This window comes from Lacunimicrobium album (genome assembly GCF_052161635.1).
Classification (GTDB): domain Bacteria; phylum Planctomycetota; class Planctomycetia; order Planctomycetales; family Planctomycetaceae; genus SXPC01.
In genome coordinates this window covers 856,655-880,626 of sequence record NZ_CP197413.1, presented here as the reverse complement: position 1 = coordinate 880,626, position 23,972 = coordinate 856,655, and the positions used below count along the sequence as shown (strand labels likewise).

Below are 23,972 nucleotides of genomic sequence, written 5' to 3'. Positions count from 1 at the left end.
GCTTCCTCGTCGTGATGGATAAAGAGACTAAGCGTGTAATTTAGCGCTTAGTAAATTGTACAAAATCAGAAGAGAGGTGTAATGGTTCAAATGTGAAAAGTCCGTGATTTTCCGAATGAAACCACGTTTTCACTGCCTGAAACCGATCAAGACCAACGCATAATTTGTCGCGTCCGTCGCAATTGTCCCAAGAGACCGCGACGGACCACGGCTTTTGATACTTCTTACTCATCTCAAATGCACTGGAATCAATGCCCTCGTGACAAGTGAGAAATTTCTCGGAATGAATACTGAAAGTACGAGATGGGAAGTTTTTGTCGAGACTGGGGATTTCAACCCGGTACTGGCGGCCAAAAACGTCTTCACCATCAAAACTTTCTGACCGTCGAGATACACGAATCTCGCTGGCAGACAGCAACGCATGCCTGGAAACGCACTTGTATGCAGATTCTTTGACCATCCATAAATCAAGAACTGTCTCAGAACGAACATCCGGGGGGATGTGCTCTAGCTCTTCAAGTTCCATGTGTGTCATGAAGGTGCGTTCCCAACCGACGGAACGCGCGACCTGACTGTATTCCAAATCAACACCCACAGTGATTCCGGATTCGGACAGCGCATAGACGCCGAGCCCGTTTGAGTGCGATAAGCTGACAGCGTCCGAGATCTCGTCGCCATGGACAAAGATTTGGGGGCGACCACTCGCAGAACAGCCAATCGAATCGATGGGAGCATCCAGCCATTGAGCAAGAATGCTTCGACCATACAGGCGAGAGGATAAAAATTCCTGTTTCTTCTCAGGAATCTTATAGCGTTCAAAACGATCTCGCTCGTCCCGACTTAGCCAGCGCAACCCCAGAGGATCATCAGCGCTCAACATCTCTGCTGGCAGGGTGATTGTCGAAAAGAAAATCAGGTGAATCCCCGATTGTCGTCGAAACATGGAGACCTCAGGACTCGAACCTTACGTCCGGATGCCAAATCCTGATTGTCACCCCACTCACGACGAGATGCAATCACCTGCCGCAAATTCCCTGGAATTCTCGAAAATCCTATCAACATCCGCCACTGATAACGTCATTGCCGTTCGTGCTTTAGCTCCCTTCAACAGGTGCAAACGAGCTTTAAGAAACAATAACAGCCGTTCCGCTCACCGACACCATCAGCATGGCCCCATTTTGCCCAACCACTTCATAATCAATATCCACCCCGACAACCGCATTACACCCGCGTTCTGCGGCTTGCTGTTCGATCTCGACGAGCGCACGTTCACGGGCATCCCGCAAAACCTTTTCATAACTTCCTGACCGACCACCAATGATGTCCGTGATGCCGGCGAAGAAATCGCGGAAGATGTTGGCCCCGAGGATGGCTTCGCCGGTGACGATGCCTCTGTATTCGCGGATAGTGTGGCCTTCGATGGAGGGGGTTGTGGTGACGATCATGAGAAGGGACCTTTCAATCTGTTTGTTCATTTATTGTGACAACAGTGCTGCTGACAATCAGCACCTGATTCCAGGTATGATATTCGATTCGAATCGCGATGATGGCATTTCCCCCCATGGCTTCTGCGCGTACGGTGAGTTCTTCCATTGCAAATACTTTCGCGTCTTCAAGAAGAACTGAGAATGGGCGTTTGAGGCGATAATTGAGAATCTTCCTTTGCTGGGAGAAGTATGATTTCACAGAACTGATTACGAGCCAAAACCAGTTCTTTTCACCTGAATTGGACTGTTGGGAGGAACTCATCTGTTAGCGGTCATTTAACTGTCCGACGGACGCGGCTCCAGTGATTACGCCAAGATAGCTTTTGATTTGCTGGCCGTGGATATCTTGTGTTGTTGTTAAAATCATTGGATTCACTCCGCAATCGTGACCATGGGAATGGTGTTGACATAACGCAACATATGGAAAGAAGGTTCAACAGAATTTCTCTGATTCATGATCAGGCGACAACTCATTCGTGTGCTGTGATTTGCAGCGACGGGCTGTCTGGTTTCCAGTCCTGAACCAAATCGGTACAATCCGATTGATGTAGTCATAACTCTACATTGAGACAATCCACTCTCTGAAGGCCGTCGATGTCCCGTCAAATTCTTGTCACCGCCGCCCTGCCCTATGCAAACGGCCACATCCATATCGGTCACCTGGTAGAATACATCCAGACCGATATCTGGGTCCGCTTCCAGAAACTGGTCGGCAACCGCTGCATCTTCATCTGTGCCGACGATACGCACGGCACCGCGATCATGATCCGCGCCCGGGCTGAGAAACGTCCGGAAACGGAACTCATCGCTGATATGCAGAAGGCTCACCTGACGGACTTTTCTGCCTTTGACATCCAGTTTGATAATTACGGCAGCACAAACAGCGAGTCAACCCGCAAGTTCTGTCATGAGATCTGGGGATCACTGCGCAAGGCGAATCTTGTCAATGAAAAGCCGGTGACGCAGTTGTTTGATCCAGAAGTCGGCACGTTTCTGGCAGATCGTTTCGTCAAAGGGACATGCCCGAAATGTAAGTCACCCAATCAGTACGGCGACAGCTGCGATAACTGCGGCAGCACCTACACACCGGCCGACTTGATTGATCCCAAGAGTACACTGTCGGGCGCGACCCCGGAAGTTCGGACCGCGGATCACCTCTTTGTCGATATTGAACAGCTGCACGACTTCCTGGAAACATGGACTCAGACAGGCGACCATCTCCAGACAGAAGTTGCGAATTATCTAAAAGGGCACTTCCTGTCTGAGCCGTTGCGAGAATGGGATGTATCTCGCCCTGCCCCGTATTTCGGTTTCGAGATTCCCGATTCAAAAGGGAACTACTGGTACGTCTGGTTTGATGCACCGATCGGCTACATCGGCTCAACTCAAGACTGGTGCGACAAACACGGCGAGAACATCAATGACTGGTGGAAGTCTGACAAGACGGAAGTCCACCACTTCATCGGAAAAGACATCACTTATTTCCATACTCTCTTCTGGCCCGCGATGCTCAAGACGGCTGGATTCACCTTGCCGACGAAGGTGCACATTCACGGCTTCCTGAAGGTCGATGGCGAAAAGATGTCGAAGACAAAGGGGACGTTTATTAATGCGTCCACGTACGCGAAATTCCTCGATCCACAGGCTCTGCGTTACTATTTCGCAACTCGCCTGAATGGTCGCAACGAAGACCTTGATCTGAACCTTCAGGACTTCGTTGACCGAGTGAACTCCGATTTGGTTGGCAAGGTCGTCAACATTGCGTCTCGAACGGCCAAGTTTATCGCTGGGCAGACGCTCGCCCAGACGTATCCAGATGATGGCGGGTTGTTTGAGACGTTCAAGTCGAAGGGCGATGCTCTCAAGCAGTTTTACGAAGCCGCTGATACTGCCGCTGCGATGAGAGAGATCATGGCGCTGGCGGATCTGGCGAATAAGTATGTCGAAGACAAACAGCCCTGGACCCTCAAAAAGGATCCTGCCAAGGCAGAAGAGCTGAACGCCGTCTGTTCGGTGGCTCTCAATCTGTTCCGTCAGTTGGTCATTTATCTTTCCCCGGTTCTGCCGAAGCTGGCTCAGCAGACAGCCGAACTGTTGGGGGATCCGATCACGTCTTGGTCACAGGTCGAAAAACCACTGACGGGCACAGCCGTCAACAATTTCTCTCACATGATGAAACGCCTCGAACTCGCACAGGTAGAAGCCATGATCGAAAGCTCGAAACAAGATAACATTCCTGCCCAACCAGCCGCTGCAGCTGCCCCGACGTCGAATCCCAGCGAAGAGACGCAAATCTTCATGGTCGATAGTGGGGAGCCACTGTCGAAGGAACCGCTGGCGGAAGAATGCACGATTGAAGACTTCATGAAAGTCGATCTGCGGGTCGCTCGGGTTGTGGAAGCCAATCATGTCGAAGGGGCCAACAAGCTGCTTCAACTGACGCTGAGCCTGGGTGGCGACGTGCGAAAGAACGTCTTCGCAGGCATCAAGTCAGCGTACAAACCGGAAGATCTCGTCGGCCAGCTCGTGATCTGCGTTGCGAACCTGAAGCCACGCCAGATGAAATTCGGCTTGAGCGAAGGGATGATCTGTGCTGCTGGCGAAGGAGGGAAGGAAGTCTTCGTGCTGAAACCAGACACCGGTGCCCGACCAGGTCAACGGGTACATTAAATGTTTCTAGCCTTAGGCGAGCGGGGGGTATGAACCCCCTGTCTTTTTCAGATCGAATCGAATTGCGCACTCCATGCAGCTTTATCCTCTCCCACGACGAACTCGCATTGCCCTGACTGGTAAAGACCGCCAGACGCTTCTGCATGGTTTCTGCACGAACGAGATCAAGAAGTTGATCCCCGGGCAGGGATGTGAGGCGTTCATCACGAACATCAAGGCGCGGGTCCTCGGGCACGTCTTCGTCGCGGCGACTGAGGAGGCACTGTATCTGGATACGGTGCCTGATCAGGCGACGGCGCTAATGACTCACCTGGACCGCTACATCATCACAGAAGACGCTCAACTCGCTGATCTGACCGACCAGGTCAGCTGTTATTTTGCCACGACTGCCTCCTCCGAGCCGCAGACTCAGGAGCATGGCATTGGAGCAGCTCCGGAGTTAGCCCCTTATGCTCACGCGCTAATGGAGATCGCAGGAACTCCTGTTTTCATTCAGCGTCTCGACTGGTTTCAGAAGCCCGGCTATCTGATCGTGGTTCCAGTGGACGCGGCGAACAACGTCGTGGGAGCCTTGGAATCGCAGGGCCTGACGCTCTCGACGGCCGATCAATTTGAGCGAGACAGAATCGCGGCTGGTTTTCCGCTGTTTGGAAAGGACGTCTCAGACGCGAACCTGCCGCAGGAGGTCGATCGCACGGAACTTGCCATCTCTTTCAAGAAAGGCTGCTACCTCGGGCAGGAGCCAATCGCGAGGCTGGATGCGCTGGGCCACGTCAATAAGATTCTGCGACGCGTGACGATTCAGGGATCGCCGACTCAATCGCCAATTACGCTGATTGATCCTGCCACGCAGAAAGAAGCAGGGACGCTCACATCGATTGCTGCTTCAGAAACGCCGAGGGAGATGCATGCTCTCGGGTATCTGAAAGTGGCGTACGCGAATCCGGGAACCTCACTGGTCGTAATAGATGGAACCAGCGAATTCGTTGCGATTGTGAATTAGGATTTTGAGATATCGCGTGACAACGTGATGAACCAAAGTCGGAATCCCTACGTTCTTCGACTCAAAGCGTGTTGTAATCAGCCAACTTTAGTTCCCGGACGTCTCATTTCCTACCAGATGGAGATACTCCTATGATTCGCGCTCTTTTGATTACTGCTGGGTTGGCATTTTGGAGCGGTTCTTTACAAGCGGAGGAGTTTCCGAATCCTCTTTATACCAACTGGGCAAAGTTCAAACCTGGTACTTCTGTCACGCAGAAAAGCAGCGTCGATGCTCCTGGTTTCAAAACGGAAACCGAGCTGACCTACGAACTCATCAAAGTGACTGAGAAAGACGTCACGCTCAAATACACCGCCAATATGACCTTCAATGGGCAAATGGTCGCGACTCCGCCACAGGAGATGGTCTACACAAAAATGGTGACCAGGCACGAAGCAGTTGCCGAGTCCAAAGAAGAACAACCCGTCCAGGAATATAAAAGCGAAACCGATCCGGACGAGACATTGACGATTGATGGTCAGAAATTCGTCTGTCGCGTCTCGCGTTCCACGAACAAGATGGGGGACATCAACGCAAGTACCAAAGTGTGGCAGTCCGATGACGTCCCCGGCCAGACATTGAAGCTGGAATCATCAGTCGATCAGGGTGCAGCAGGAAAAACAGTGACGACTCTGGTAACAACGAAAGTCGTCATCAAATGATGAGTTGAGGCGATGCGACAGGCCGGAAGATCTCTCTTCCCCGATTTTTCGATTCCTGCAAAAATACTCTCCTATGAGTGCGCAGGGATCGCGAATTCACACCGGGTCACGGACTGACCAGAACGCGGCGTCTTCTTCAGGACGTCAGGCGGGACTGGAGCGGTTGCGGATTGTCGCGACGCTGCTGGTCGTCTGGCTGCATGCGACAATCGCTTACATTGCGATTCCACTTCCCGGCTTGGCTTGGCCGGTGCATGAGGCATCGAACTCCTGGCTGATCAACGCCAGCTTCTGGTTCATTCAGTGCAGCATCATGCCGCTGTTTTTTGTTCTCTCGGGGATCGCAGCATTTCATTTGTGGTCGAAGAAAACCCCAATCGAGTTTTTGAAACATCGCCTGTTTCGGTTGGGCGGGCCGTTACTGGCAGGGACGGTCCTTGTCCTGCCGTTTGATATGTATTTGTGGGCGATTGGCTGGGTGGCGACGGGGCGGTACGAACTGGTCAAATTGAAGTCGTTGAAGTTTTCAGACGCAGATTCGCAGATGTTTTTCGGGTTTGCGCACCTGTGGTATCTGGTGGCTCTTTTCATCATCTCGACGCTGGCTTGTCTGGCGATGGTTGGTCAGCAGCGAATTGTCGCATGGTGGAAGAGTCGTCGAGAGGTTGAGGGCGTTTTACGGTTCCCTTCACAGCGGCATCCTGTCTGGAAATCGACTCTTCTGACGATCGCGTTCATGGGACTGGCGATCAGCTTCTTTTATCTGTCGCCACGGATGACATTGGGATTCAAACATGGGTTTGAGCCGCATGTGACGCATGTGGCTTATTATGCGGTCTTCTTTGCAGTCGGCTGGTGGATGACGACCTCTCAGCGACGGTTGTCGCATCCCTGGGTCTTCTGCACGCTGGCGCTAGCGATGTTTGTTCCTGCTTACGCAAGCAGCCACGAGTATCTATCGTCGGGTGAAATGGATCATGCTTCCTTTGTTTCGAGTTCAGCGCTGATCCCGCTGACGGCTGTCTTGACGGTTGCTGCCGCGCTTGGCTGGGCGTTGAAGTCACAACGCGAACTGACACCGCGTGAGACGTATCTTTCGCAGATGTCTTTATGGGTCTATCTGGCGCATCATCCGGTGATTGGCGGGATGCAGACGCTGCTGCATTTTGTGACGTTGCCAGTCATTCTCAAAGCTGTTTGTGCAATGGCTGTGAGCGTTACTTTTTGTGCGTTGAGCTATCGCTGGGTACGACGAGGGATGATCGCGAAGTTGATGTATGGTCGCGATATGCCATCGCTGGCCGAACTCGAAGCTGCGAATGTTGAAATCACAGACACGATTCGTCGAGCTGCTTAACTGGACGATGACAGCGAGCAACTCGGAGCCGTTGAGAGTTCTGCTTTGCGCCCGATCTGGCTGACAGGTGGTGATTCCACTTCCGCTTGCAGAATCAATGGAGCCAGATACTGGCGGACGAACGCACGGTTCGTGCAGCCGAAATGTCCTGCGAGGTTCCAGGACTTGAACATTTCCATGCGAAACGGATGTTGAATCAGTTTGTCATTTCGATGACGAAATCCGATCGCGCCAGCAGAGACTGTAAATCGGCGGTCCATCGTGCCGAAGACCGCCGTCCCGATGCCCAGGAAGAACATGTCGGTGACGCAGTAGAAGTGATGAATGTGATGGGACACTTTGTCCCAGATCGGTGCGAAGTCGTATCCCGGGGACACAGCGGGAGCCAATAGGATCGCAGTTCGAATTTGGCGTCCTGCGGGCAGTAGTTCCAGCGTCATCATAGTCATTCCACCTCCGCCGGAGTGGCCGATGAGTGTGACCGGGCGGCCGGGGTATTCGTCCTGATATTTGATGATCCTGTCGACGAGGACTTGTGCCTGAGCCTTGTTGCGCTTCGTGCGGAGCAGGTTGACAGGCCCGACGCGTTTGCCGCTGGTCCAGTCGTGCATCGTGATAGCTTCCGGAACACCCGCGTCGAGCAGTCCCATGGCGACGCTGCGATTGAGAACCCCTTTGCCCTCGATCCCTGGCATGATGACGATCAGGCCCTTATCGAGACGTTCCTCGGAGATCGTATCATATTGCTGAACAAACAGAGGCCCGAATGGCACTTTCCAGAGGGCAAGCAAGGAGCTGATACCGGCATATTTTTCAGGAACGTTCAACTTAACACCAATACCTGTTTGAACGCAGGTCAGATTGTCAGGGGCAGGATTTGAAAAGAAACAGACGACTTCGATCTTAATGACTACGCACAGGAAACGCGAAAACTTCCTGTTCGGTTTCAGGGAAGTACGCTAATCTGGAATAATCTGATTGTGCATGCACAAATGCACCAATGACGTTCCTACAATCGAGATTCTGACCCGATGGCCAAAGAACGTATCGATGATTATGAACTGATCGCGCCACTTGGAACAGGGACGGTCGGAACCGTCTATCGTGCAAAGAATACCAAGACTGGCCAGGACGTTGCGCTGAAGATTCTCATTCCCAGCGTCGCGACGAATCCGGAAATCGCAGCTCGATTCCAGCGGGAAATCGAAGTCCTCGAGCGACTCAGTCATCCCAATATCGTGCAGTATTTCGGCAGCGGACGACACAATGGACGACTTTATTACACGATGGAGATCGTTGATGGCGGGTCGCTCAAAGACTTGCTCAACAAAGAAGGTCGGCTCCCCTGGCAGGACGTCATCGAGATTGGCTGGCAGATTTGTTCTGCCCTCCAGCATGCTCACAACCTGGGAATTATTCACCGCGACCTGAAGCCTGCCAACCTGTTTTTTACGAAGGACAATCGTCTGAAGCTGGGCGACTTCGGACTGGCTCTGGATATGACAGCCGCTGCAGAACTGACAGCAACCGGGCTGACGGTCGGGACCTATCTTTACATGGCTCCTGAACAGATTCGTGGCGAGCGGACGATCTCTAATAAGACCGATCTGTATGCCCTTGGCTGTCTGATGTTTCGACTACTCGCGGGCCGGCCACCCTTTGAAGGTTCGAACTTCGCGCAGATTTTTGACAGTCACCTTCACGCGACGCCTCCTTCCGTGCGAGTCTTTACGCCCAACTGTCCGCGCGAGCTGGAGGCGGTCGTCCTTCAAATGCTCGAAAAAGACCAGGAAAAGCGTCCCCTCAACGCGCGAGAAGTCCAGGGGCGCATTGCAGAAGTCCTGATGAAATGGGACGAGGAACAGGCTGAGAAAGTCCTCAAAAAGAAGTCGAAAACCTGGGCGATTGAAACCGGAAAGCCCATTCTCAGCCGGATTCGCGAATCCGAGAAGTCTGCAAAGTCGAAAGATATTTCCTGGGCGTTCCTGGGAGGTTTGATCGGGGCTGTCGTGCTCGTGCTTTATCTCATCTCTCAGGCATCGAAGTAGCTCGGCTCTGCGAATAGAATTGACGCTGGTTACATCATGACGGGATGATCAACGTCAATCTGGGGTTGAATTGGCTGTCATTTCGGATTCAATCAGTGAAACCGGTTCCTTGGTTCTCCGAAAGCAATTGAAAGCATGAAGACTTTTCTCCAGGCCCTGTGGAAATCGCGAGCGAATGTGCTGTTCGTCGTGGGCCTGCTGTCGTTGCTGGTGGTCATCGGCGTCCAGGTCGGTGTCGACACTGTGACCGGGCTGCTGGTCAGCGTGTGCATGGGATGCATCATGTATGCGTGGCGTTTGCAGGCGAATGCCATTCCTGCTCGCTCTGTCCCGACCCTTGAAGGAGCAACCAGTCAGTCGGATCTTGAGACGTTCAAAACAGTGATGGTTGACCAGCTCAATAAGCAGGCCGAGCGAATTGAGCGTCAACAAAGAAAACTTGCCAGTGAATGGATCGCGTTTTACGAGTGGCAGGAATTCCCTGAACCGATTGATCTGGCGGATCACGATTCTCAACGCGATGCTCATTCGACCAAGAAAAAAGATGAGCAGGTCAAGAAAATTCTCGAAGACGAATCCAGACGCCTCTTCAATCGCATTCTTGCCAATAGTTACTCGCAGGATGGTCGTTTTGATTACGTCGTGCTGCGAGACGAGATGTACGAGCTCGCCCAACGGATCGCGAAGGTTTATCGGCCCGATGCACGCACACCGCTGCTGGATACGAGCTTTGAACAGATGGCTCGCGCGATCAGCCGGGCCAGCCTTCACCTGCTGCTTGTGTTCGATCAGTTGCCACTGGACATCAAAACCTATTCGATCGCCAATATTTACGATTACATCCGCCGCGGCGTCAGTTATTACGGGGCGTACCAGAAGGCCGCTCCGCTGCTGAGTTACCTGTCGCGCGGTTTGTCTGTCGGACGGATGGTCAGCAGTACGAATCCCGTCACATTCGGCCTCTGGTGGGGAGCAACCGAACTGGGACGTATCGGTGCCACCCAGGTCGTCAAGCAGTATGCCAACCAGCAGGCGCTGGTGCTTCTGCATGAGATCGTGCAGGTTGTTGGTTATGAAGTCGCGACGCTGTATGGCGGGGATCTGCGAACTTATGATCCCAACTTCTGCTATGCCGTCGAACTGACCAACCTGATGGGAAAATTCCCCGTCTCACGTGATGGCCTGAAGCATGCCCTCGAACAAATCGGGCGTCTGCCCCTCAAACATGAATACGACCGCATTTACCTGTATCGCTGCCTCGCGTCTCACCAGACTCCCGGCAAGAACATCACGAATCCGAAACTTTTGACCGTCAGCGAACGCGAGCAGATCGCGCGACATCTCGAAGAGGCTGTGAAAAAAGTCATTCATGGTGCGACTCCCGACCGTGTTGACGCCTGGAGAAAAGACTTCGAACAGCGTTACCAGATAAAAATGTCTCTGGCGACGACAGCAACATCGATTCATCCTGCTACTCAGAATCAGACGAATCAGAAGGAATACGAAGCCACTCGCTCGCTGGCAGAATTCCTGCTGACGATTCAGCCACTGGATATCGAAGACCTGCCAGCGCTGCTCGGATCAACGAACCTGTGGTCTCGTCTCAGTCCACCCGAACATAGTCGACTCGCACAAGAATTAAGTCGACGCGACCACATCGAGTTCACGCCGCCCGATCTGGATCCGGTTGATCCGCTCTTAGCCGTCTATCTTCATGACCTCGCGCGACTGGTCGTCACGGTTCTCCCCTATTCGATCGAACTGGAGTTTACGCTCGTGGAGATCGGCGGCTACTTCCGAAAGCCGACCGAAGAGATGCTGAAATTGATCGGCCACGTCTGTCAGGAAGAACTTGCCAAGACACTCATTCCTGAAGCACCGACTCGTAAGCCGAATGTCGCAGCGTCTCGGGCCAGTCGCCTGCTGCAGGACGAGACCGGCGCTGCGTCCTACATCTACGAGGGCATCGGATGCTCTGCTCTCAAACGCTATGGCAAGCTTGCTCTCGTCGGAAATGCCCGTGGTCTGTTTGTCATCTCGGAAGAAAATCCGGAACTTTTGTGGCGTTCAAATGCCAGTGTCGCGATGCGTCAGACGCCCGGTTACTTTGCCAGCGAGGTGATACTCACTGGTGGGGAATGGATGGTTGATATTGTCTCAGAAGACGCTGCATCAATCGTTGTGACATCACCGCTGACAGCAAAAGCAGCACCTTATTTCGCAGCTCTGCTGACTGCTTTCAGCGGGAAGGTCAAAATCCAGCCGTAAGGTCGGCTGTGAGAATCGTGAATCGGCTGGCGTGACCTGTTCAGTCCTCTGTTCAAGCGTTATCTTTCGGGAACTATGGGAACGCTCACCTCGAAAGCCATCACACAACTTGCCGTCGGTCTGGGACTGCTTCTGCTGCTCCTGTTTGCTGTCAGAAATATGCCCTGGCAGCTGGATGACTACGATCAGGCCAAACAGGCGATGACAGTTGTCGACATTGTCCACAACGATGCCTGGATCGTACAACACAATCCTCGTGGCGGTGTCGCGAGCAAGCCTCCGCTAATGAGTTGGATTTCAGCTGCTGTCTATTATGTCGTTCCTGATTACTCCCTGGCATGGCGACTCCCTTCCTGGATTGCGGCTGCCGTGCTGCTGGCATTGATGTGGAAAGACAGCATCAGCATGGACGGCAAACTCGCGGGGCTGATCACGCTGATCGCGATCGGGTTTAATCAGTTATCACTTCGCATCGCGACGCTCGTTCGGACCGACATGCTGTTGTGTCTCTTTTTATATCTGATGGGACGGATGATCCTGAAGAAAGTTCAACAGCCCTCGCCCTGGACGACACGCGAAAAGCTCTGGTTTGGTTTCTGGCTGTTGATGTCGCTTTTAGTCAAAGGGCCGTTAGCTGCCGTTTTTCTTGTGCCCGGAATCGCCGTCTACGCCATCTTCGTCGATCGACGCTGGTTTCATTCGCCGGTCTGGTCAGGCTGGCTGAGCTGGATTGTCCCGAATCTCCTCTTCGCCATCTGGATGGTCGGAGCAGCCTGGATGGAAGCAGGCGTTTACAGCCGGGTTTTTATCTTTGAATACGTCCAGCGAATGAACGGCTCTGATTCGGCAGTTCATAATGTTCAAGCCGTTTACTTTTATCTGCAGGAGATGCTTGGCAAGTTCCTGCCATGGACGTTATCGATCCTGTTTTTGCCGTTTATTAAGGACGTCCGTGAGGCGTTGCGAAACCGTCCGGATTTGATGTGGCTGCTGTGCTGGTTCGTCGTTGGATTCCTCGTTTCATCGCTAATTCCTTCAAAGCGACTTGATCGAATCTACCCGCTGATCTGCCCGATGTGCCTTCTGATTGGCTCGTTGAGTACCATCTATTTGCAAAATGCCGCTACGATAGCGATTCGCAGACAACGGGATCTCCTCGTGACGGCAACATGTGTCTTCGCCGTCGTTTTCTACACGCTCTACACCGGCTATGCGATCGCGGAAGATTCACGCAAGGATGTCGGTCGTCTGGTTCGCTTCTGTGAACAGGTACGTCAGACGGAGCAGTACCAGACATTCAGATTTGCGCCGCATCAGATCATCACCGAAGGCATGGTCGTCGACCTGCGTGCGTTTCGCATTTACACAACGTCTGAAATCCAGGATCTGTGGACAACCGGGAAAATTGACAGCTATGTCGTCCAAAAAGATCTTGCGAACGAAGTACTGGTGGGGACACCGGGAGCGAAAATCGATTTCCAGACGCAGGCAGAACTTGGTGAAATCGGCTATGATTATCTGTTGGTCATACGCGACCAGTCGGTAATAGCGACGCCTGACTGAGGCGAGCCCTGATTGCGGCCAACAGAGTCTACTCATTCTCCAGCATTCCCTGATCGACATGCTGGAGTTCACGGATGATTGATACGTTTCATGCCTGAATCCGTTTCGTTCCTGGAGCAATTGAACCCTCAACAGGGTCTGGCGGCGACGCATGGGTTCGAACCACTGCTGATCATCGCCGGGGCTGGGACAGGTAAGACGACGACGCTCGCTTATCGAGTCGCGTGGCAAATCTCTCAGAATGTCGATCCATCCAGAATTCTTTTGCTGACATTTACTCGACGAGCGGCGGCAGAACTCGTTAAGCGGGCCGATATTGTTCTGTCACAACAGGCCAGTGAACCGGGGATGAATCGCACTCGTGTCTCCGATCTGTCGACGTCCAAAAAGATCTGGGGCGGCACGTTTCACTCGATCGCATCCCGTCTGTTACGCAAATACGGCCAGCTCATCGGCCTGTCGCCTGAGTACACGATCATCGACCGTGGCGATGCTGAAGACCTGATGCAGCTGGCGCGAACGCAGCTCGATCTCGCCAAAGGCAAAAAGCGATTCCCGAGCAAAGCCGCCTGTCTGGATATCTACAGTTGGGGGATCAACTGCCAGAAGAAACTCGATGAAATTCTCAAAGAGGATTACCCCGAACATGCCGAAGAGAAGGAAAGTCTTCGGGCGTTGTTCAACAAGTTCATGGACCTGAAGGCCGAGCAGGGAGTCCTTGACTACGACGATCTGCTGCTCTTCTGGCGTGCGTTGCTCGAAGATGAACGGGGAGGTGCCAAACTGCGCAGCCTGTTTGACTGTGTCCTCGTCGATGAGTATCAGGACACGAACGTCCTGCAGGCAGAGATCATACGCCTCCTGCGTCCTGACGGTCGCGGGCTGACGGTCGTTGGGGATGACGCGCAGTCGATCTACTCATTTCGTGCCGCCGAGATTCAGAATATCCTCGATTTCCCGAAGATCTATCCGGGAACGCAGGTCATTCCGCTGGAGCAGAACTACCGTAGTACCGAGACGATTCTGGAAGCTTCGAACCGCGTGATTGCAGGTTCTGCACAACGCTATGAAAAGAACCTGTGGTCGAAGAAGGCGTCCGCTCAAAAGCCGCTGCTGGTCAACTGCAAAGACGATCAGGACGAAGTCGAACACATCGTGGATGCGATCCTGAAGCGTCACGAAGAAGGGGTTCCATTCGCGCAACAGGCGGTTCTTTTCCGAGCTGCCTATCACAGCGCAGGTCTGGAACTCGAACTGGCCAAACGTCAGATCCCGTTTCACAAATACGGCGGTCTGAAGTTCGTCGAAGCCGCACACATCAAAGATGTCGTCGCCTATTTGCGACTGGCAGATAACTACAAAGATCGCGTCGCGGGGTTGCGGGTCGTGACCTTGCTTCCCGGATTTGGGCCGAAGAAAGCCGAGCAGTTTCTCGATGAGCTTGCTTCACTCAACGGCAACTGGGCGATGCTCACCGGATTTGCACGTCCCTCGCGGATCACCGAAGAAGACTGGCAACTCTTCGTACTATTGATGCGAACGCTTTCTCAGACACGAGCCGAAACGCTTTCGGTGGCCCAACAGGTTGGACGCGTCATTAAAGTCTACACGCCGCTGCTCGAAGAGAAATACGACAACGTCACGGCTCGCAAGAAAGACCTCGAACAACTCGCGAGCCTTGCGGCCCGTTACGAACTCCGTACCGACTTCCTGACGGAGCTGGCTCTCGATCCGCCGAGCTCGACGCAGGATTTCGAAGCCGAGAAGTTTTCTGACGACGATTGTCTCGTCCTTTCGACCATCCATTCCGCCAAGGGTCTCGAATGGGACTCGGTTTACATCATGCACGTCTACGACGGCAGTCTTCCGTCTGAGATGGCAATCTCGACCGGCGACGAACTGGATGAGGAACGTCGCCTGCTGTACGTCGCGATGACCCGGGCGAAAAACCATCTCGAACTGCTGTTTCCGTATCGCGTCTATTCGACGACTCGCAACTTCTTCGGACAGGCGTTGCACTTGCAACTGTCTCGCTTCCTCGGCAGCCCAGTGAAGGAAGCATTGGAATCCGTCTCGACAAAAGCCGTCAGCGAGATGGCTGGCAAAACAATCGAACCAATCACAACGAGTGGCACTGCGGATGTGCAGAAAAAGCTTCGTTCGTTATGGGATTAGCTTCCCGGGAGCGACTGTGTTGCAAGTCGTTTTCACACCTTCCTCTCAGGCCTGCAGGGCCGTTATCAGTCTGCCCAGAACGAAATCCTGGGCTGGTAGAAATCGTCCCTTCAGGACGGTGAGACGACGAAGCCATCGTGATCCAATTCACTGTTCAAGTTTCGCAATGCAAAGATCCGGCTCAGACGGAGCCTCGCCGTCCCGGCAAGAGACGACATGAAATGGAGGCTGTTCGTTCCGCAACGAGGCGGTTGAAATCCTGCCCACGCTGCTCGTAGTTGAGGTACATGCCAAAACTGGCTGCGGCGGGCGAAAGCAGGATGGTTGCAGGACGAGTAGTTGCCTGCAGAATCGACCAATCAAGGGCGGTCGCGAGATCGGTATGACTCGCCAGCGGGAGAGGGCGAACTTGATGCTTGAGTATCAACGCTTCCAGTCGCGGTGCCAGGTATCCGATCAACGCAACCGACGCACATCGCTCCACGATCAGTTTCGACACGGCCGTGAAATCTGCTCCCTTGTCACTGCCGCCGACGATGAGGTGGAGGGGGCCGTCGAGGGATCGCAGGGCTTCGAGTGTTGATTCCGGGGTTGTGGCGGCGGAATCGTTGATGAAGGTCACGCCGTTGTGGGACGCAATCGTTTCCAGGCGTTGGGAGAGGGACTTCATTTCGGCGAGATGGTAGAGCATTGGTTGCACGTCGAAGCCGAGTGAGAGGCCTGCTGTCATGGCGGCTTGTGCATTGAGTAAGTTGTGTTCGCCGGGAAGGGGGAAAAGCGAAAACGAAGACAGGGGGTTCACACCCCCCGCTCGCCTGGAGAGGAGTTCTCGTGAGTTGAAATGAGAGATACGGGCGGGATCAATCTTCCAGTTGGAGGGTGTCTGGTCCGGGAGAATGGCATGCTTGGCATGTTGAAACAGCTTTGCTTTGCTCGCTGAGTAATCATCAAAATCGGGATGCCAGTCGAGGTGGTTGGGGGTCAGGTTGGTGAGAATGGCGACTTCGGGTTTCAATAATCCCTCAGGAAGCCACGCCAGTTGGAAGCTGCTGACTTCCAACGCGATCCAGTCGCTCGCCTGGATTTGGTCGAGATCATCCAACAGGCTGTGGCCAATGTTGCCGCCGAGATGAACGGGATGCCCGCTGACTCGTAGAATATGGGACAGCATCGTCGTCGTGGTTGACTTGCCGTTGGAACCTGTCACGGCAGCAATCTTTGCTGGACAGGCTCGCAGGAAGAGTTCGAGTTCCGTGGTGATGGTTTTGTTCTGAGACTGTGCATAAGCAATGAATGGGTTCGATGGTTTGACGGCAGGGCTGATGAGAAGTGTGTCGGCCCAGTCGATGTCAGCTTCGTCGTGACGTTCGAGAGTCAGTCGAACGAGGGGAATCCCATTCAATGCGGCCAGCGAAGGGGCCAGGGCGTCTTTGTTTCGTAAATCGGTAATCGCGATATTCGCACCGCGCGACGCCAGATAACGGGTCGCGCTGACATTCCCGCCGAACAGCCCCAGTCCCATGACGAGAACATTTCGTCCACGCCAGTCATCAGGATGTAATTTCGAGTGAGGCATGATGGTGCGCATAAAAAACAGCAGCCACTTGGACTGCTGTTTGATAGTCAGTATCGACTGTGCACGTCAACTTCGAGTTGGATCACACAGTGATATTGGAGACCGTGATGTTGGCTTAGCGATCGTAGTCGACGACCAGGTGGTCGCGACGAACGATGACGTTGACAGCGTGTCCTTCACGGAAGTTGTAAGTCAGCTTGTCGCCGTTACGTCGGACTTCGACGCATGGCGTTTCGCATGGTGGTGCACAGATCTCAACCAGAACGCACTTGGAGGTGCATGGGTTGCATGGATCGTAGCATGGGTTTGGTGCTTCGACGATCATCGGCTTGGCACAGGCAGCAATCTTGCGTTCCTGACGGTAGCGGACATTCGTGAACAGTGGAACTGGGGGAGCCGAGTAGATCGGAGCCGAGTAAACTGCTGAGCCGGAAACAGCTGCATCGGGTGTCGGCGAATAATACGTTTCGATGCGAGGAGCGCCGGGCGTTACAACTGGCGGGACCAACTGTGCTGGTGGCTGTGCAGCCAGCAATGGGGCAGCGGCGAGCACTGCAACGAGAGAGAGCGTAGCGAATTTCATGTGCGGGAACTCCTGGTGGAACAAGTCCATTCGTGGGAAACATGCCCAGTGTCGGCATCCAGTTGCCGGGGCGCTTGCCTGGGTCACCTAACTTAAGTGTCAGATGTTGCTGATTGTAGCATTTTGGGAAAGTGAGAACATAGGAGAAGATGGCAAATTTTTAACTCGGGGAATATGGGGCAATTGGGTGGCCCGTTGGGTTGCAATTTGCGAAAGTTTGCCTAATCGGAACATTCGTTATGCTGTGTGGTAACGACTGTAACGATTCTGACGAGACACCCTCATGAGCGATTCTTACGCAATCAACGCCAACTGGACTCTGGTTGGACCCGACCTGGAACCTGTTCGTGATGCAACAGTCATCGTCGAAGATGGCGTGATTGCTGACATCACGACACGCCAGCACCCCGCGGAGTTCGCCCTCGGCGACGTTGCACTCATCCCCGGCCTCGTCAACGCTCATACGCACCTCGAGTTGAGTGATCTCGCTGAGCCACTCGAACAGGCAACGCCATTTACATCCTGGGTGAGAAAGCTGATCGGGCATCGACGGACCCGTACTACAAGTCCCGTTGAGGCGATGTTGATAGGGCTGGAGGAATCCAAGAAGGCGGGGGTTGTTGCGGTTGGGGATATCTTGAGCGGGCAGTCGCTGGTCGAGGAAAGATTCCCGGAAGCTGTCTTCCGTGCCAGTCGAGGTCTCTATGCGACCTATTTCTACGAGGTGATTGGATTCAACTCCTCGAATATCGTGAATGCTCTCAGCCAGTACTCTCCTTTGGCGGTCGAACAGGAAGATCGTCGACCTGTGCTTGAAGACTTCACGATTGCGGTCAGTCCTCATGCTCCCTACAGCGTTCACCCTTCTCTGATTGGTGAGTTGGCGGATCGATCGCATTTCATCGCGATACACCTCTCCGAGACCCGCTCGGAGTTGGAATTTCTTGACCGTCAAACCGGCGAGTTTCGGCAGATGCTGGAAGATTTCGGCGTCTGGGAGGAAGGTGTCGTTGCGAAGGGATCAAAAGTTCTGAATTACCTGAAAATGCTGGAAGGGAGAAAGCGGGTCCTTGTCGTGCATGGAAACTATCTGACGGACGAGGAGATCGTTTATCTCAGCGAATTCCAGCATCCAGACTGGTCGGTCATGTCGGTGGTCTACTGCCCTCGTACGCATGCTTATTTCGGGCATGAGGAGCATCGATTTCGTGAGATGTTGAACATGGGAATCAATGTCTGTCTGGGAACAGACAGTCGGGCATCGAATCCAGATTTGTCTGTTTATGAAGATGTCAAGTTCCTCAAGCGACGTTATCCAGACATGGAATCCCGTGAGTTGATCGGGATGGCAACGTGGCGCGGGGCGCTGGCGATGGGTTTGGAAAAGAAATTGGGGACGATTGAAGTTGGCAAGAAGGCGAAGTTCGCGGTCGTGGAACTGGGTGGGCGGGAAGCGGACGGCATCGACGCTCGTTTGTTGGCAGAGGGGAGTCGTGCGAGAGGGCTCTGATCGATCTTCGTCAGACGGGGTTCGTTGTTTCGTGACAGTCGGACGGGGATACGTTAGGCTGTGGCTGTTGGAAACTGGGGAATTTGCACGAGGCAGGTCATGCAGCAGTTGGTTACTGAAGATGTCATCAGGGTGGCGGCGATGGGGAAAATTGCGTTTGGAAACTGGGACGAGCGTTTGACGTCATTAACTGACGACGAATTCCTCGCGCTTGTGAAGTGGCGAAAAGGGACCAAAGCGTCTGAAACAAAAGATGCCAAACTCATCGCCAGTCTGAAAAAGAAGCTGCCATCGAAAGACGATTCCCGTCTCCAGCTTCTGACTGCCCTGACGTGGGCGGATGGGATGATTGAGGGGATCGAGCATGGACCTCTTTATCAGGTCGTCATGGACTGGGCACGCTCGATCTCGGCTCACAAAGGCGCGCAAAAAGGTCGGTCTCGTGCGGCGATGGGTAAGGATGATGCCCATGTCGATCGCGTCAAAACGGCTCTCGAAAATGAACTGCCGGTTTCCGGTCTGCAGCCACAGGAAATTCTGTCGGGACTTGTGCTGTTAATTACGCTGGCCGATGAATTGCCGTCGGGACTGTTTATTAAGCTGTGGCGGTTCTGTCTGAGTAGTGGGCTGGCGCTTTCGACGATGCTCGATGAACCGATGGGGGATGATGTCCCTGCGGATGTCGAAATCCTGTTCCAAGCTGAGATTCCCTGGCTGCTCAGCCTGATTTTTAGTGACGTCAAAGGCTCTCATGATCTTGTCAAACCTGTGAAAGCGACGCTTGCAAGATCGCTCGAACAAGGGACGGACGGCGACGGAACTCCGCATCCCGGGTTGCTCGCGAGGCTGCCGTTCTGGTTGGGAAGCATGAACCGGATCCTCATCGGCGCACGCCTGTTTGAGACAAAACTGCTTGATGCAGGTCAAAAAACACGACTGGGACAATTGCTGCGACATGCGATTTCCATGTCACGAGCTGACGGGCAGATTGTTCTCTCTCAGGTGCCTCAAACGACCTGGCTGTCGATCCTGTGTCAGACTGCGGATGAATTGAACTGGGATGCGACTACTCCCTCGTACATCCTGTTGCATGATATGGCCAGAGGCAGCAAATCGGTGACGAAAGGGGCTGCAGACCCGAAAAATGCCAAGGGGAAACCAGAAGCCAAAGGCGCTCTGCCGAGCACTCAGACCGACTGGGGGAAGATGGCTCATCTGCGGACAGCCTGGTCAGCCAATGCGGATCTGTTTTCGATCTCGTACGAGAATAGTGTTCCACGAATCGAGTTTTCGCCGCGTGGCAAGCTGGCGTTTCGTGGCGGTTGGGAGACGAAACTGGTCGTCGATGGCAAGCCAGTCGTGCTCGATGACGAATGGGGCTGCAGTTGCTGGTATGCGGATGAAGAGGTCGATTACCTCGAACTTCAGATGAACATTGAAGGCAGCACACCGGCTCGAATTAACCGAATGGTCTTTCTGTCCCGTGACCAGCAGATTCTGATTGTCGCGGATGCAGTTCACCTGCAGAACGAAGCTGAGGTCGATTACACATCGAGTTGGACATCCGAGCTCGATTTCAAACCGGTAACCGAGCAGAAAACACGTCGATATTCGCTCGAATCTGGCAATACGCAGATGCACGTCTTGCCGATGTTTGTGCCGCTGGAGAAAATTGAGAAGGCACACGGGACGCTCGACTATCATAAACGGACCCTATCATGGTCCGTTCGTCGTCGAGCGAAACGGATGTTTGTGCCGATCCTGCTCGACTGGAATCCTGCTCGACGCGGGAAAGAACCAGAATGGAAGCAATTGACCGTCGCTGAGGATGCCAAGCCTCTTCCAGACCACATTGCCTCTGCACGTCTGGCGACGCTCGGCAAGAAACATCTCATCGTTTATCACAGCATGGTCCCGGGGCGATTTGGTCGATCGGTCATGGGACATCATACTCATCACGAAACAGTAATCGGAGAATTCCAAAAAGACGGAACTCTCCGGCCGCTGGTGCATATCGAAACGCCGGAAGAAGAGTGATTGCAAATGTCGAAACGAGTTTACCTGGTGCGTTATGGAGCCGTTCCTGAAGTCGCGAGAGCGACCGCGAGTGAGGAACTGTGCTGTGAACGCGGACAGAGCATCATGCTCAAAAGCGACCGCGGTCTGCAGTCTGCGGTCCTGCTCGATGCCGTCACGTCGCGTGCCGATTCGCGAGCAGAATCCGGATTGGCGGACGAGGTCACATTCGAAATTGTCCGGGTTGCTAATGGAAATGATCAGCTGGAGATTACCCGTCGCGACGAGGAACACCTTGCGAGGTGTCAAGAATGGCAGCAACGCATTGACGAGTGGCAGCTGAAGATTGAATTGCTCGATGTCGAACTGACACTGGATGAATCCCCGAAGACGATTCTGTACGTCCTCAACGACCGTGGCGCCGAAACGACTCGTTTAGCGCTGCTGGCTGCTGCGGCCGGGTATGGAGTGATCGAAGTTCAACCAGTGACAGCGGGTGGACTGACGCCGATTTCTCGCGGTGGATGCGGCAGCGGGGGTTGTGGCAGCAAGAAGCATTGAACGTCAGGCCGGACATACGTGTCATTCCTCGGGAACGGGTGTCCAAACGAGGCCCGTCGAAATGGATTTCACTGGGAAAAACCGCGTCATGGTTGTGTTTTGCCGCTAAGTCCATACAGTGTTGAATGAGATTTTTTCCAATTTGCAGGTAACCGACGAAACACTTGGAGCAGTGGAAAGTTATGGGTCAGGTCAGAAAAGGTGAGCAATTCGCTGGGCTGTCGACAGCTCTGATGACGCCGTTCAAAAATGGTCAAGTGGATGAAGCGGCGTTCAAAAAGCTCATCGACCTGCAGGTCGAAGCCGGCGCAGACGGAATCGTGCCCTGCGGGACGACGGGCGAAAGCCCGACGCTGACGCATGAAGAACATGATCGGGTCATCGAACTGGCCTGTCAGCATTCTGCCGGGCGTCTCAAGGTTATTGCCGGAACAGGTTCAAACAGCACAGCAGAAGCAATTCGTCTGACGAAAGCGGCTGAAAAAGCCGGTGCAGACGGAGCCCTCGTCGTTGCTCCTTACTACAACAAGCCGATGATGGACGGCATGTTCGCTCACTATAAGGCGATTGCCGAGAGTACGTCACTGCCGATCGTCGTTTACAACATTCCCGGACGGACGGGTAAGAACATCGAGCCAGACGTGATCTGCAAGATGGGCGAGATCAAGAATATCGTCGCAGTCAAAGAGTCGACTGGAAGCATGGATCAGTCTTCTCAGATCCTCGCGGGCAGCGACCTCACGATCCTCTCGGGCGATGATTCGCTGACCCTGCCGCTGATGGCGCTGGGTGGCAGCGGAGTGATCTCCGTCGTCGGGAATATCGTCCCGAAAGACGTCAAAGCCATGATCGATGCGTTCAAGGCAGGAAAGCTGGAAGAAGCTCAAATCTGGCATTATCGCCTGTTTAACTTCTGCCGCGATCTGCTTTCGCTTTCGACCAATCCGATTCCCGTCAAAGCGGCGATGCAGATTCTGGGACGTGATACGGGCGAGGTCCGCTTGCCTTTGCTTCCACTGGATGACAAATTGATGGCGAGCTTGAAAAAGACGCTGACAACCTACGGTTTGATGTAACAGCGGCTTGATGTAACAGCGGTTCGCCTGCATTTGCATTTGCGACGATTGAACACTCTTCGGAGACGACATCTGTGATCTTCGGCTTTGGCAAGAAAAAAGACGACGACTTCGAAGAAGAAGACGAAATCGAACTGATTTCGTTTCAGGGCCCGCACAACGGCGAGACCATCGACCTGAAAGCCAACGCCAAGCTGTTGGATGCAGGACTTCTTCCCGCCAAGGAAATCGTCACGGACGCGATCCTCCGTCGGGCAGACATGGTCCGTATCGATCCCAAAGGGGACCGATCTGCGATCTACCTGATCGTCGATGGCGTGGCTTATCCGGGTGATCGACTTTCCAAACAGGAAGGTCTGGCGGTCACGATGACGATGAAGCTGCTCGCGGGGCTGAATATCAAGAACCGTACACAGCCTCAAACCGGTGGGCTCAACAGCTCGCTTGAAGGCAAGAAGTACGAAGTCGTCGTTGAGTCCCAGCCTCTGGAGACGGGTGGCGAGCGGCTCAACATCAAGCTGCGCGATCTGGCTGTGAAGCTGGATTCTCCTGCCGCGATTGGAATTCCGGATTCCATCAAGGATCGCCTGCGTGAACTGGCCGGTGAGAAGAAGGGGCTTTTCATCTCGGCTGGCCCGCCACGGAGCGGTTTGACGACCACTTCGCTCGCTTTGATGAAGGTCGTCGACGTCTACATTCTGTCTGTGTACTCGATCACAGACATGAGTAACCGAGACATCACGAACGTCACGAAGTTTGAAGTCAATGCCAACGATTCGCTGGACACCACGCTGCAGCGGATTATCCGGGTCGATGCGGACTTCGTATTCGCCCCGCCGCTTCGCTCTGTTGAGACAGCCAAGACGCTTCTCGAGTACCAAAGCCAACTGGCACTGCTGACAGAAATGCCAGCACCTGATGCGGCCTCTGCGATTGTGCAACTGGTCAAATTGACGGGGGATCCTGCTCTGGTGGCGAATGGTTTGAAAGCCGTTGTCAGCCCGAAAATGATCCGTCTGCTGTGCGACGAATGTAAGGAAGCCTTCCGTCCGAATCCCAAGATTATCGCCAAAGCGGGGCTGCCTGCTGAGACGAAGGTGCTTTATCGTGCTCCAGTGCCGGAAGAGGGCGAGGAACTTGAGCCTTGTCCGAAGTGCGGCGGGATTGGCTATTACGGGCGATCCGGAATCTTCGAGATGATCGAAATCAACGATGACATCAAGAAGCTGATCACCTCGGGGGCGGCGAATGTGGCCCAGATTAAATCCGCAGCCAAGAATGCCGGGATGCCGACATTCAAGGATGGCGGGTTGGCGAAAGTCGCCGAAGGTAAGACGTCGCTGGAAGAACTGCAGCGACTCTTCAAAAGCTAAATCGA

At 53.7% G+C, this 23,972-nt stretch carries 19 protein-coding genes; 13 read left to right on the top strand and 6 right to left on the bottom strand.

Annotated features, from left to right (window positions below):
- Positions 1–40: 40 nt before the first annotated feature.
- From SH248x_RS03465 to SH248x_RS03455, 3 genes are all read right to left on the bottom strand, one after another.
- Positions 41–943, bottom strand: coding sequence for a 4'-phosphopantetheinyl transferase family protein (locus SH248x_RS03465; protein ID WP_459557130.1), 903 nt, complete (start codon positions 941–943; stop codon positions 41–43).
- A gap of 181 nt (positions 944–1,124) precedes the next feature.
- Positions 1,125–1,445: a YbjQ family protein gene (locus SH248x_RS03460; protein WP_459557129.1), complete on the bottom strand. Its 321-nt coding sequence runs from the start codon at positions 1,443–1,445 to the stop codon at positions 1,125–1,127.
- Between the two features lie 13 nt (positions 1,446–1,458).
- Positions 1,459–1,749 carry a YbjQ family protein gene (locus SH248x_RS03455; protein WP_459557128.1) on the bottom strand — a complete coding sequence of 97 codons (291 nt, stop codon included), beginning with the start codon at positions 1,747–1,749 and terminating at the stop codon, positions 1,459–1,461.
- Positions 1,750–2,081: 332 nt separating this feature from the next.
- On the opposite strand from SH248x_RS03455, the gene metG reads away from it, so the two are divergent.
- From metG to SH248x_RS03435, 4 genes are all read left to right on the top strand, one after another.
- A complete protein-coding gene (metG, locus tag SH248x_RS03450; RefSeq protein ID WP_459557127.1) occupies positions 2,082–4,157 on the top strand; it encodes a methionine--tRNA ligase in 2,076 nt (691 codons plus the stop codon).
- A gap of 73 nt (positions 4,158–4,230) precedes the next feature.
- A complete protein-coding gene (gene ygfZ / locus SH248x_RS03445) occupies positions 4,231–5,160 on the top strand; it encodes a YgfZ/GcvT domain-containing protein (protein WP_459557126.1) in 930 nt (309 codons plus the stop codon).
- A gap of 131 nt (positions 5,161–5,291) precedes the next feature.
- A complete protein-coding gene (locus tag SH248x_RS03440; RefSeq protein ID WP_459557125.1) occupies positions 5,292–5,861 on the top strand; it encodes a hypothetical protein in 570 nt (189 codons plus the stop codon).
- A 73-nt stretch (positions 5,862–5,934) separates the two neighbouring features.
- The gene (locus SH248x_RS03435) at positions 5,935–7,218 is read left to right on the top strand and encodes an acyltransferase family protein (protein ID WP_459557124.1); all 1,284 of its coding nucleotides are present in this window, start codon (positions 5,935–5,937) and stop codon (positions 7,216–7,218) included.
- On the opposite strand, the gene SH248x_RS03430 is transcribed toward SH248x_RS03435, so the two are convergent.
- Entirely contained in the window at positions 7,215–8,045 is an 831-nt protein-coding gene (locus SH248x_RS03430) for an alpha/beta fold hydrolase (RefSeq protein WP_459557123.1), read from the bottom strand. The genes SH248x_RS03435 and SH248x_RS03430 overlap by 4 nt on opposite strands.
- Positions 8,046–8,249: 204 nt before the next feature.
- On the opposite strand from SH248x_RS03430, the gene SH248x_RS03425 reads away from it, so the two are divergent.
- The 4 genes from SH248x_RS03425 to SH248x_RS03410 all read left to right on the top strand — a co-directional run bounded on the left by SH248x_RS03425 (position 8,250) and on the right by SH248x_RS03410 (position 15,272).
- Positions 8,250–9,266, top strand: a complete 1,017-nt coding sequence (locus SH248x_RS03425) for a serine/threonine protein kinase (protein WP_459557122.1) — start codon at positions 8,250–8,252, stop codon at positions 9,264–9,266.
- 135 nt (positions 9,267–9,401) lie between these two features.
- Positions 9,402–11,534 carry a hypothetical protein gene (locus tag SH248x_RS03420; RefSeq protein WP_459557121.1) on the top strand — a complete coding sequence of 711 codons (2,133 nt, stop codon included), beginning with the start codon at positions 9,402–9,404 and terminating at the stop codon, positions 11,532–11,534.
- A 75-nt stretch (positions 11,535–11,609) separates the two neighbouring features.
- Positions 11,610–13,097, top strand: coding sequence for an ArnT family glycosyltransferase (locus SH248x_RS03415; RefSeq protein ID WP_459557120.1), 1,488 nt, complete (start codon positions 11,610–11,612; stop codon positions 13,095–13,097).
- A 90-nt stretch (positions 13,098–13,187) separates the two neighbouring features.
- A complete protein-coding gene (locus tag SH248x_RS03410; protein WP_459557119.1) occupies positions 13,188–15,272 on the top strand; it encodes an ATP-dependent helicase in 2,085 nt (694 codons plus the stop codon).
- Between the two features lie 181 nt (positions 15,273–15,453).
- Here SH248x_RS03410 and murD read toward each other — a convergent pair whose 3' ends face one another.
- Entirely contained in the window at positions 15,454–16,848 is a 1,395-nt protein-coding gene (gene murD / locus SH248x_RS03405) for a Mur ligase family protein (RefSeq protein ID WP_459557118.1), read from the bottom strand.
- A 115-nt stretch (positions 16,849–16,963) separates the two neighbouring features.
- Positions 16,964–17,431, bottom strand: a complete 468-nt coding sequence (locus SH248x_RS03400) for a hypothetical protein (protein WP_459557117.1) — start codon at positions 17,429–17,431, stop codon at positions 16,964–16,966.
- 283 nt (positions 17,432–17,714) lie between these two features.
- Here SH248x_RS03400 and SH248x_RS03395 point away from each other — a divergent pair, with 283 nt between their 5' ends.
- The 5 genes from SH248x_RS03395 (at position 17,715) to SH248x_RS03375 (ending at position 23,967) form a co-directional block, all read left to right on the top strand.
- Positions 17,715–18,941: an amidohydrolase family protein gene (locus SH248x_RS03395; RefSeq protein WP_459557116.1), complete on the top strand. Its 1,227-nt coding sequence runs from the start codon at positions 17,715–17,717 to the stop codon at positions 18,939–18,941.
- 99 nt (positions 18,942–19,040) lie between these two features.
- Positions 19,041–20,978 carry a hypothetical protein gene (locus SH248x_RS03390; protein WP_459557115.1) on the top strand — a complete coding sequence of 646 codons (1,938 nt, stop codon included), beginning with the start codon at positions 19,041–19,043 and terminating at the stop codon, positions 20,976–20,978.
- Positions 20,979–20,984: 6 nt separating this feature from the next.
- Positions 20,985–21,518, top strand: a complete 534-nt coding sequence (locus tag SH248x_RS03385; RefSeq protein ID WP_459557114.1) for a hypothetical protein — start codon at positions 20,985–20,987, stop codon at positions 21,516–21,518.
- A 182-nt stretch (positions 21,519–21,700) separates the two neighbouring features.
- On the top strand, positions 21,701–22,594 hold the full coding sequence (gene dapA / locus SH248x_RS03380) for a 4-hydroxy-tetrahydrodipicolinate synthase family protein (RefSeq protein ID WP_459557113.1): 894 nt from the start codon (positions 21,701–21,703) through the stop codon (positions 22,592–22,594).
- Positions 22,595–22,668: 74 nt separating this feature from the next.
- Positions 22,669–23,967: a GspE/PulE family protein gene (locus SH248x_RS03375; RefSeq protein WP_459557112.1), complete on the top strand. Its 1,299-nt coding sequence runs from the start codon at positions 22,669–22,671 to the stop codon at positions 23,965–23,967.
- Positions 23,968–23,972: the final 5 nt, after the last annotated feature.

Coding starts and splice junctions, on each gene's coding strand:
- SH248x_RS03465 (WP_459557130.1), bottom strand. CDS start 943: ATGTTTCGACGACAATCGGGGATTCACCTGATTTTCTTTTCGACAATC.
- SH248x_RS03460 (WP_459557129.1), bottom strand. CDS start 1,445: ATGATCGTCACCACAACCCCCTCCATCGAAGGCCACACTATCCGCGAA.
- SH248x_RS03455 (WP_459557128.1), bottom strand. CDS start 1,749: ATGAGTTCCTCCCAACAGTCCAATTCAGGTGAAAAGAACTGGTTTTGG.
- metG (WP_459557127.1), top strand. CDS start 2,082: ATGTCCCGTCAAATTCTTGTCACCGCCGCCCTGCCCTATGCAAACGGC.
- ygfZ (WP_459557126.1), top strand. CDS start 4,231: ATGCAGCTTTATCCTCTCCCACGACGAACTCGCATTGCCCTGACTGGT.
- SH248x_RS03440 (WP_459557125.1), top strand. CDS start 5,292: ATGATTCGCGCTCTTTTGATTACTGCTGGGTTGGCATTTTGGAGCGGT.
- SH248x_RS03435 (WP_459557124.1), top strand. CDS start 5,935: ATGAGTGCGCAGGGATCGCGAATTCACACCGGGTCACGGACTGACCAG.
- SH248x_RS03425 (WP_459557122.1), top strand. CDS start 8,250: ATGGCCAAAGAACGTATCGATGATTATGAACTGATCGCGCCACTTGGA.
- SH248x_RS03420 (WP_459557121.1), top strand. CDS start 9,402: ATGAAGACTTTTCTCCAGGCCCTGTGGAAATCGCGAGCGAATGTGCTG.
- SH248x_RS03415 (WP_459557120.1), top strand. CDS start 11,610: ATGGGAACGCTCACCTCGAAAGCCATCACACAACTTGCCGTCGGTCTG.
- SH248x_RS03410 (WP_459557119.1), top strand. CDS start 13,188: ATGCCTGAATCCGTTTCGTTCCTGGAGCAATTGAACCCTCAACAGGGT.
- murD (WP_459557118.1), bottom strand. CDS start 16,848: ATGCCTCACTCGAAATTACATCCTGATGACTGGCGTGGACGAAATGTT.
- SH248x_RS03400 (WP_459557117.1), bottom strand. CDS start 17,431: ATGAAATTCGCTACGCTCTCTCTCGTTGCAGTGCTCGCCGCTGCCCCA.
- SH248x_RS03395 (WP_459557116.1), top strand. CDS start 17,715: ATGAGCGATTCTTACGCAATCAACGCCAACTGGACTCTGGTTGGACCC.
- SH248x_RS03390 (WP_459557115.1), top strand. CDS start 19,041: ATGCAGCAGTTGGTTACTGAAGATGTCATCAGGGTGGCGGCGATGGGG.
- SH248x_RS03385 (WP_459557114.1), top strand. CDS start 20,985: ATGTCGAAACGAGTTTACCTGGTGCGTTATGGAGCCGTTCCTGAAGTC.
- dapA (WP_459557113.1), top strand. CDS start 21,701: ATGGGTCAGGTCAGAAAAGGTGAGCAATTCGCTGGGCTGTCGACAGCT.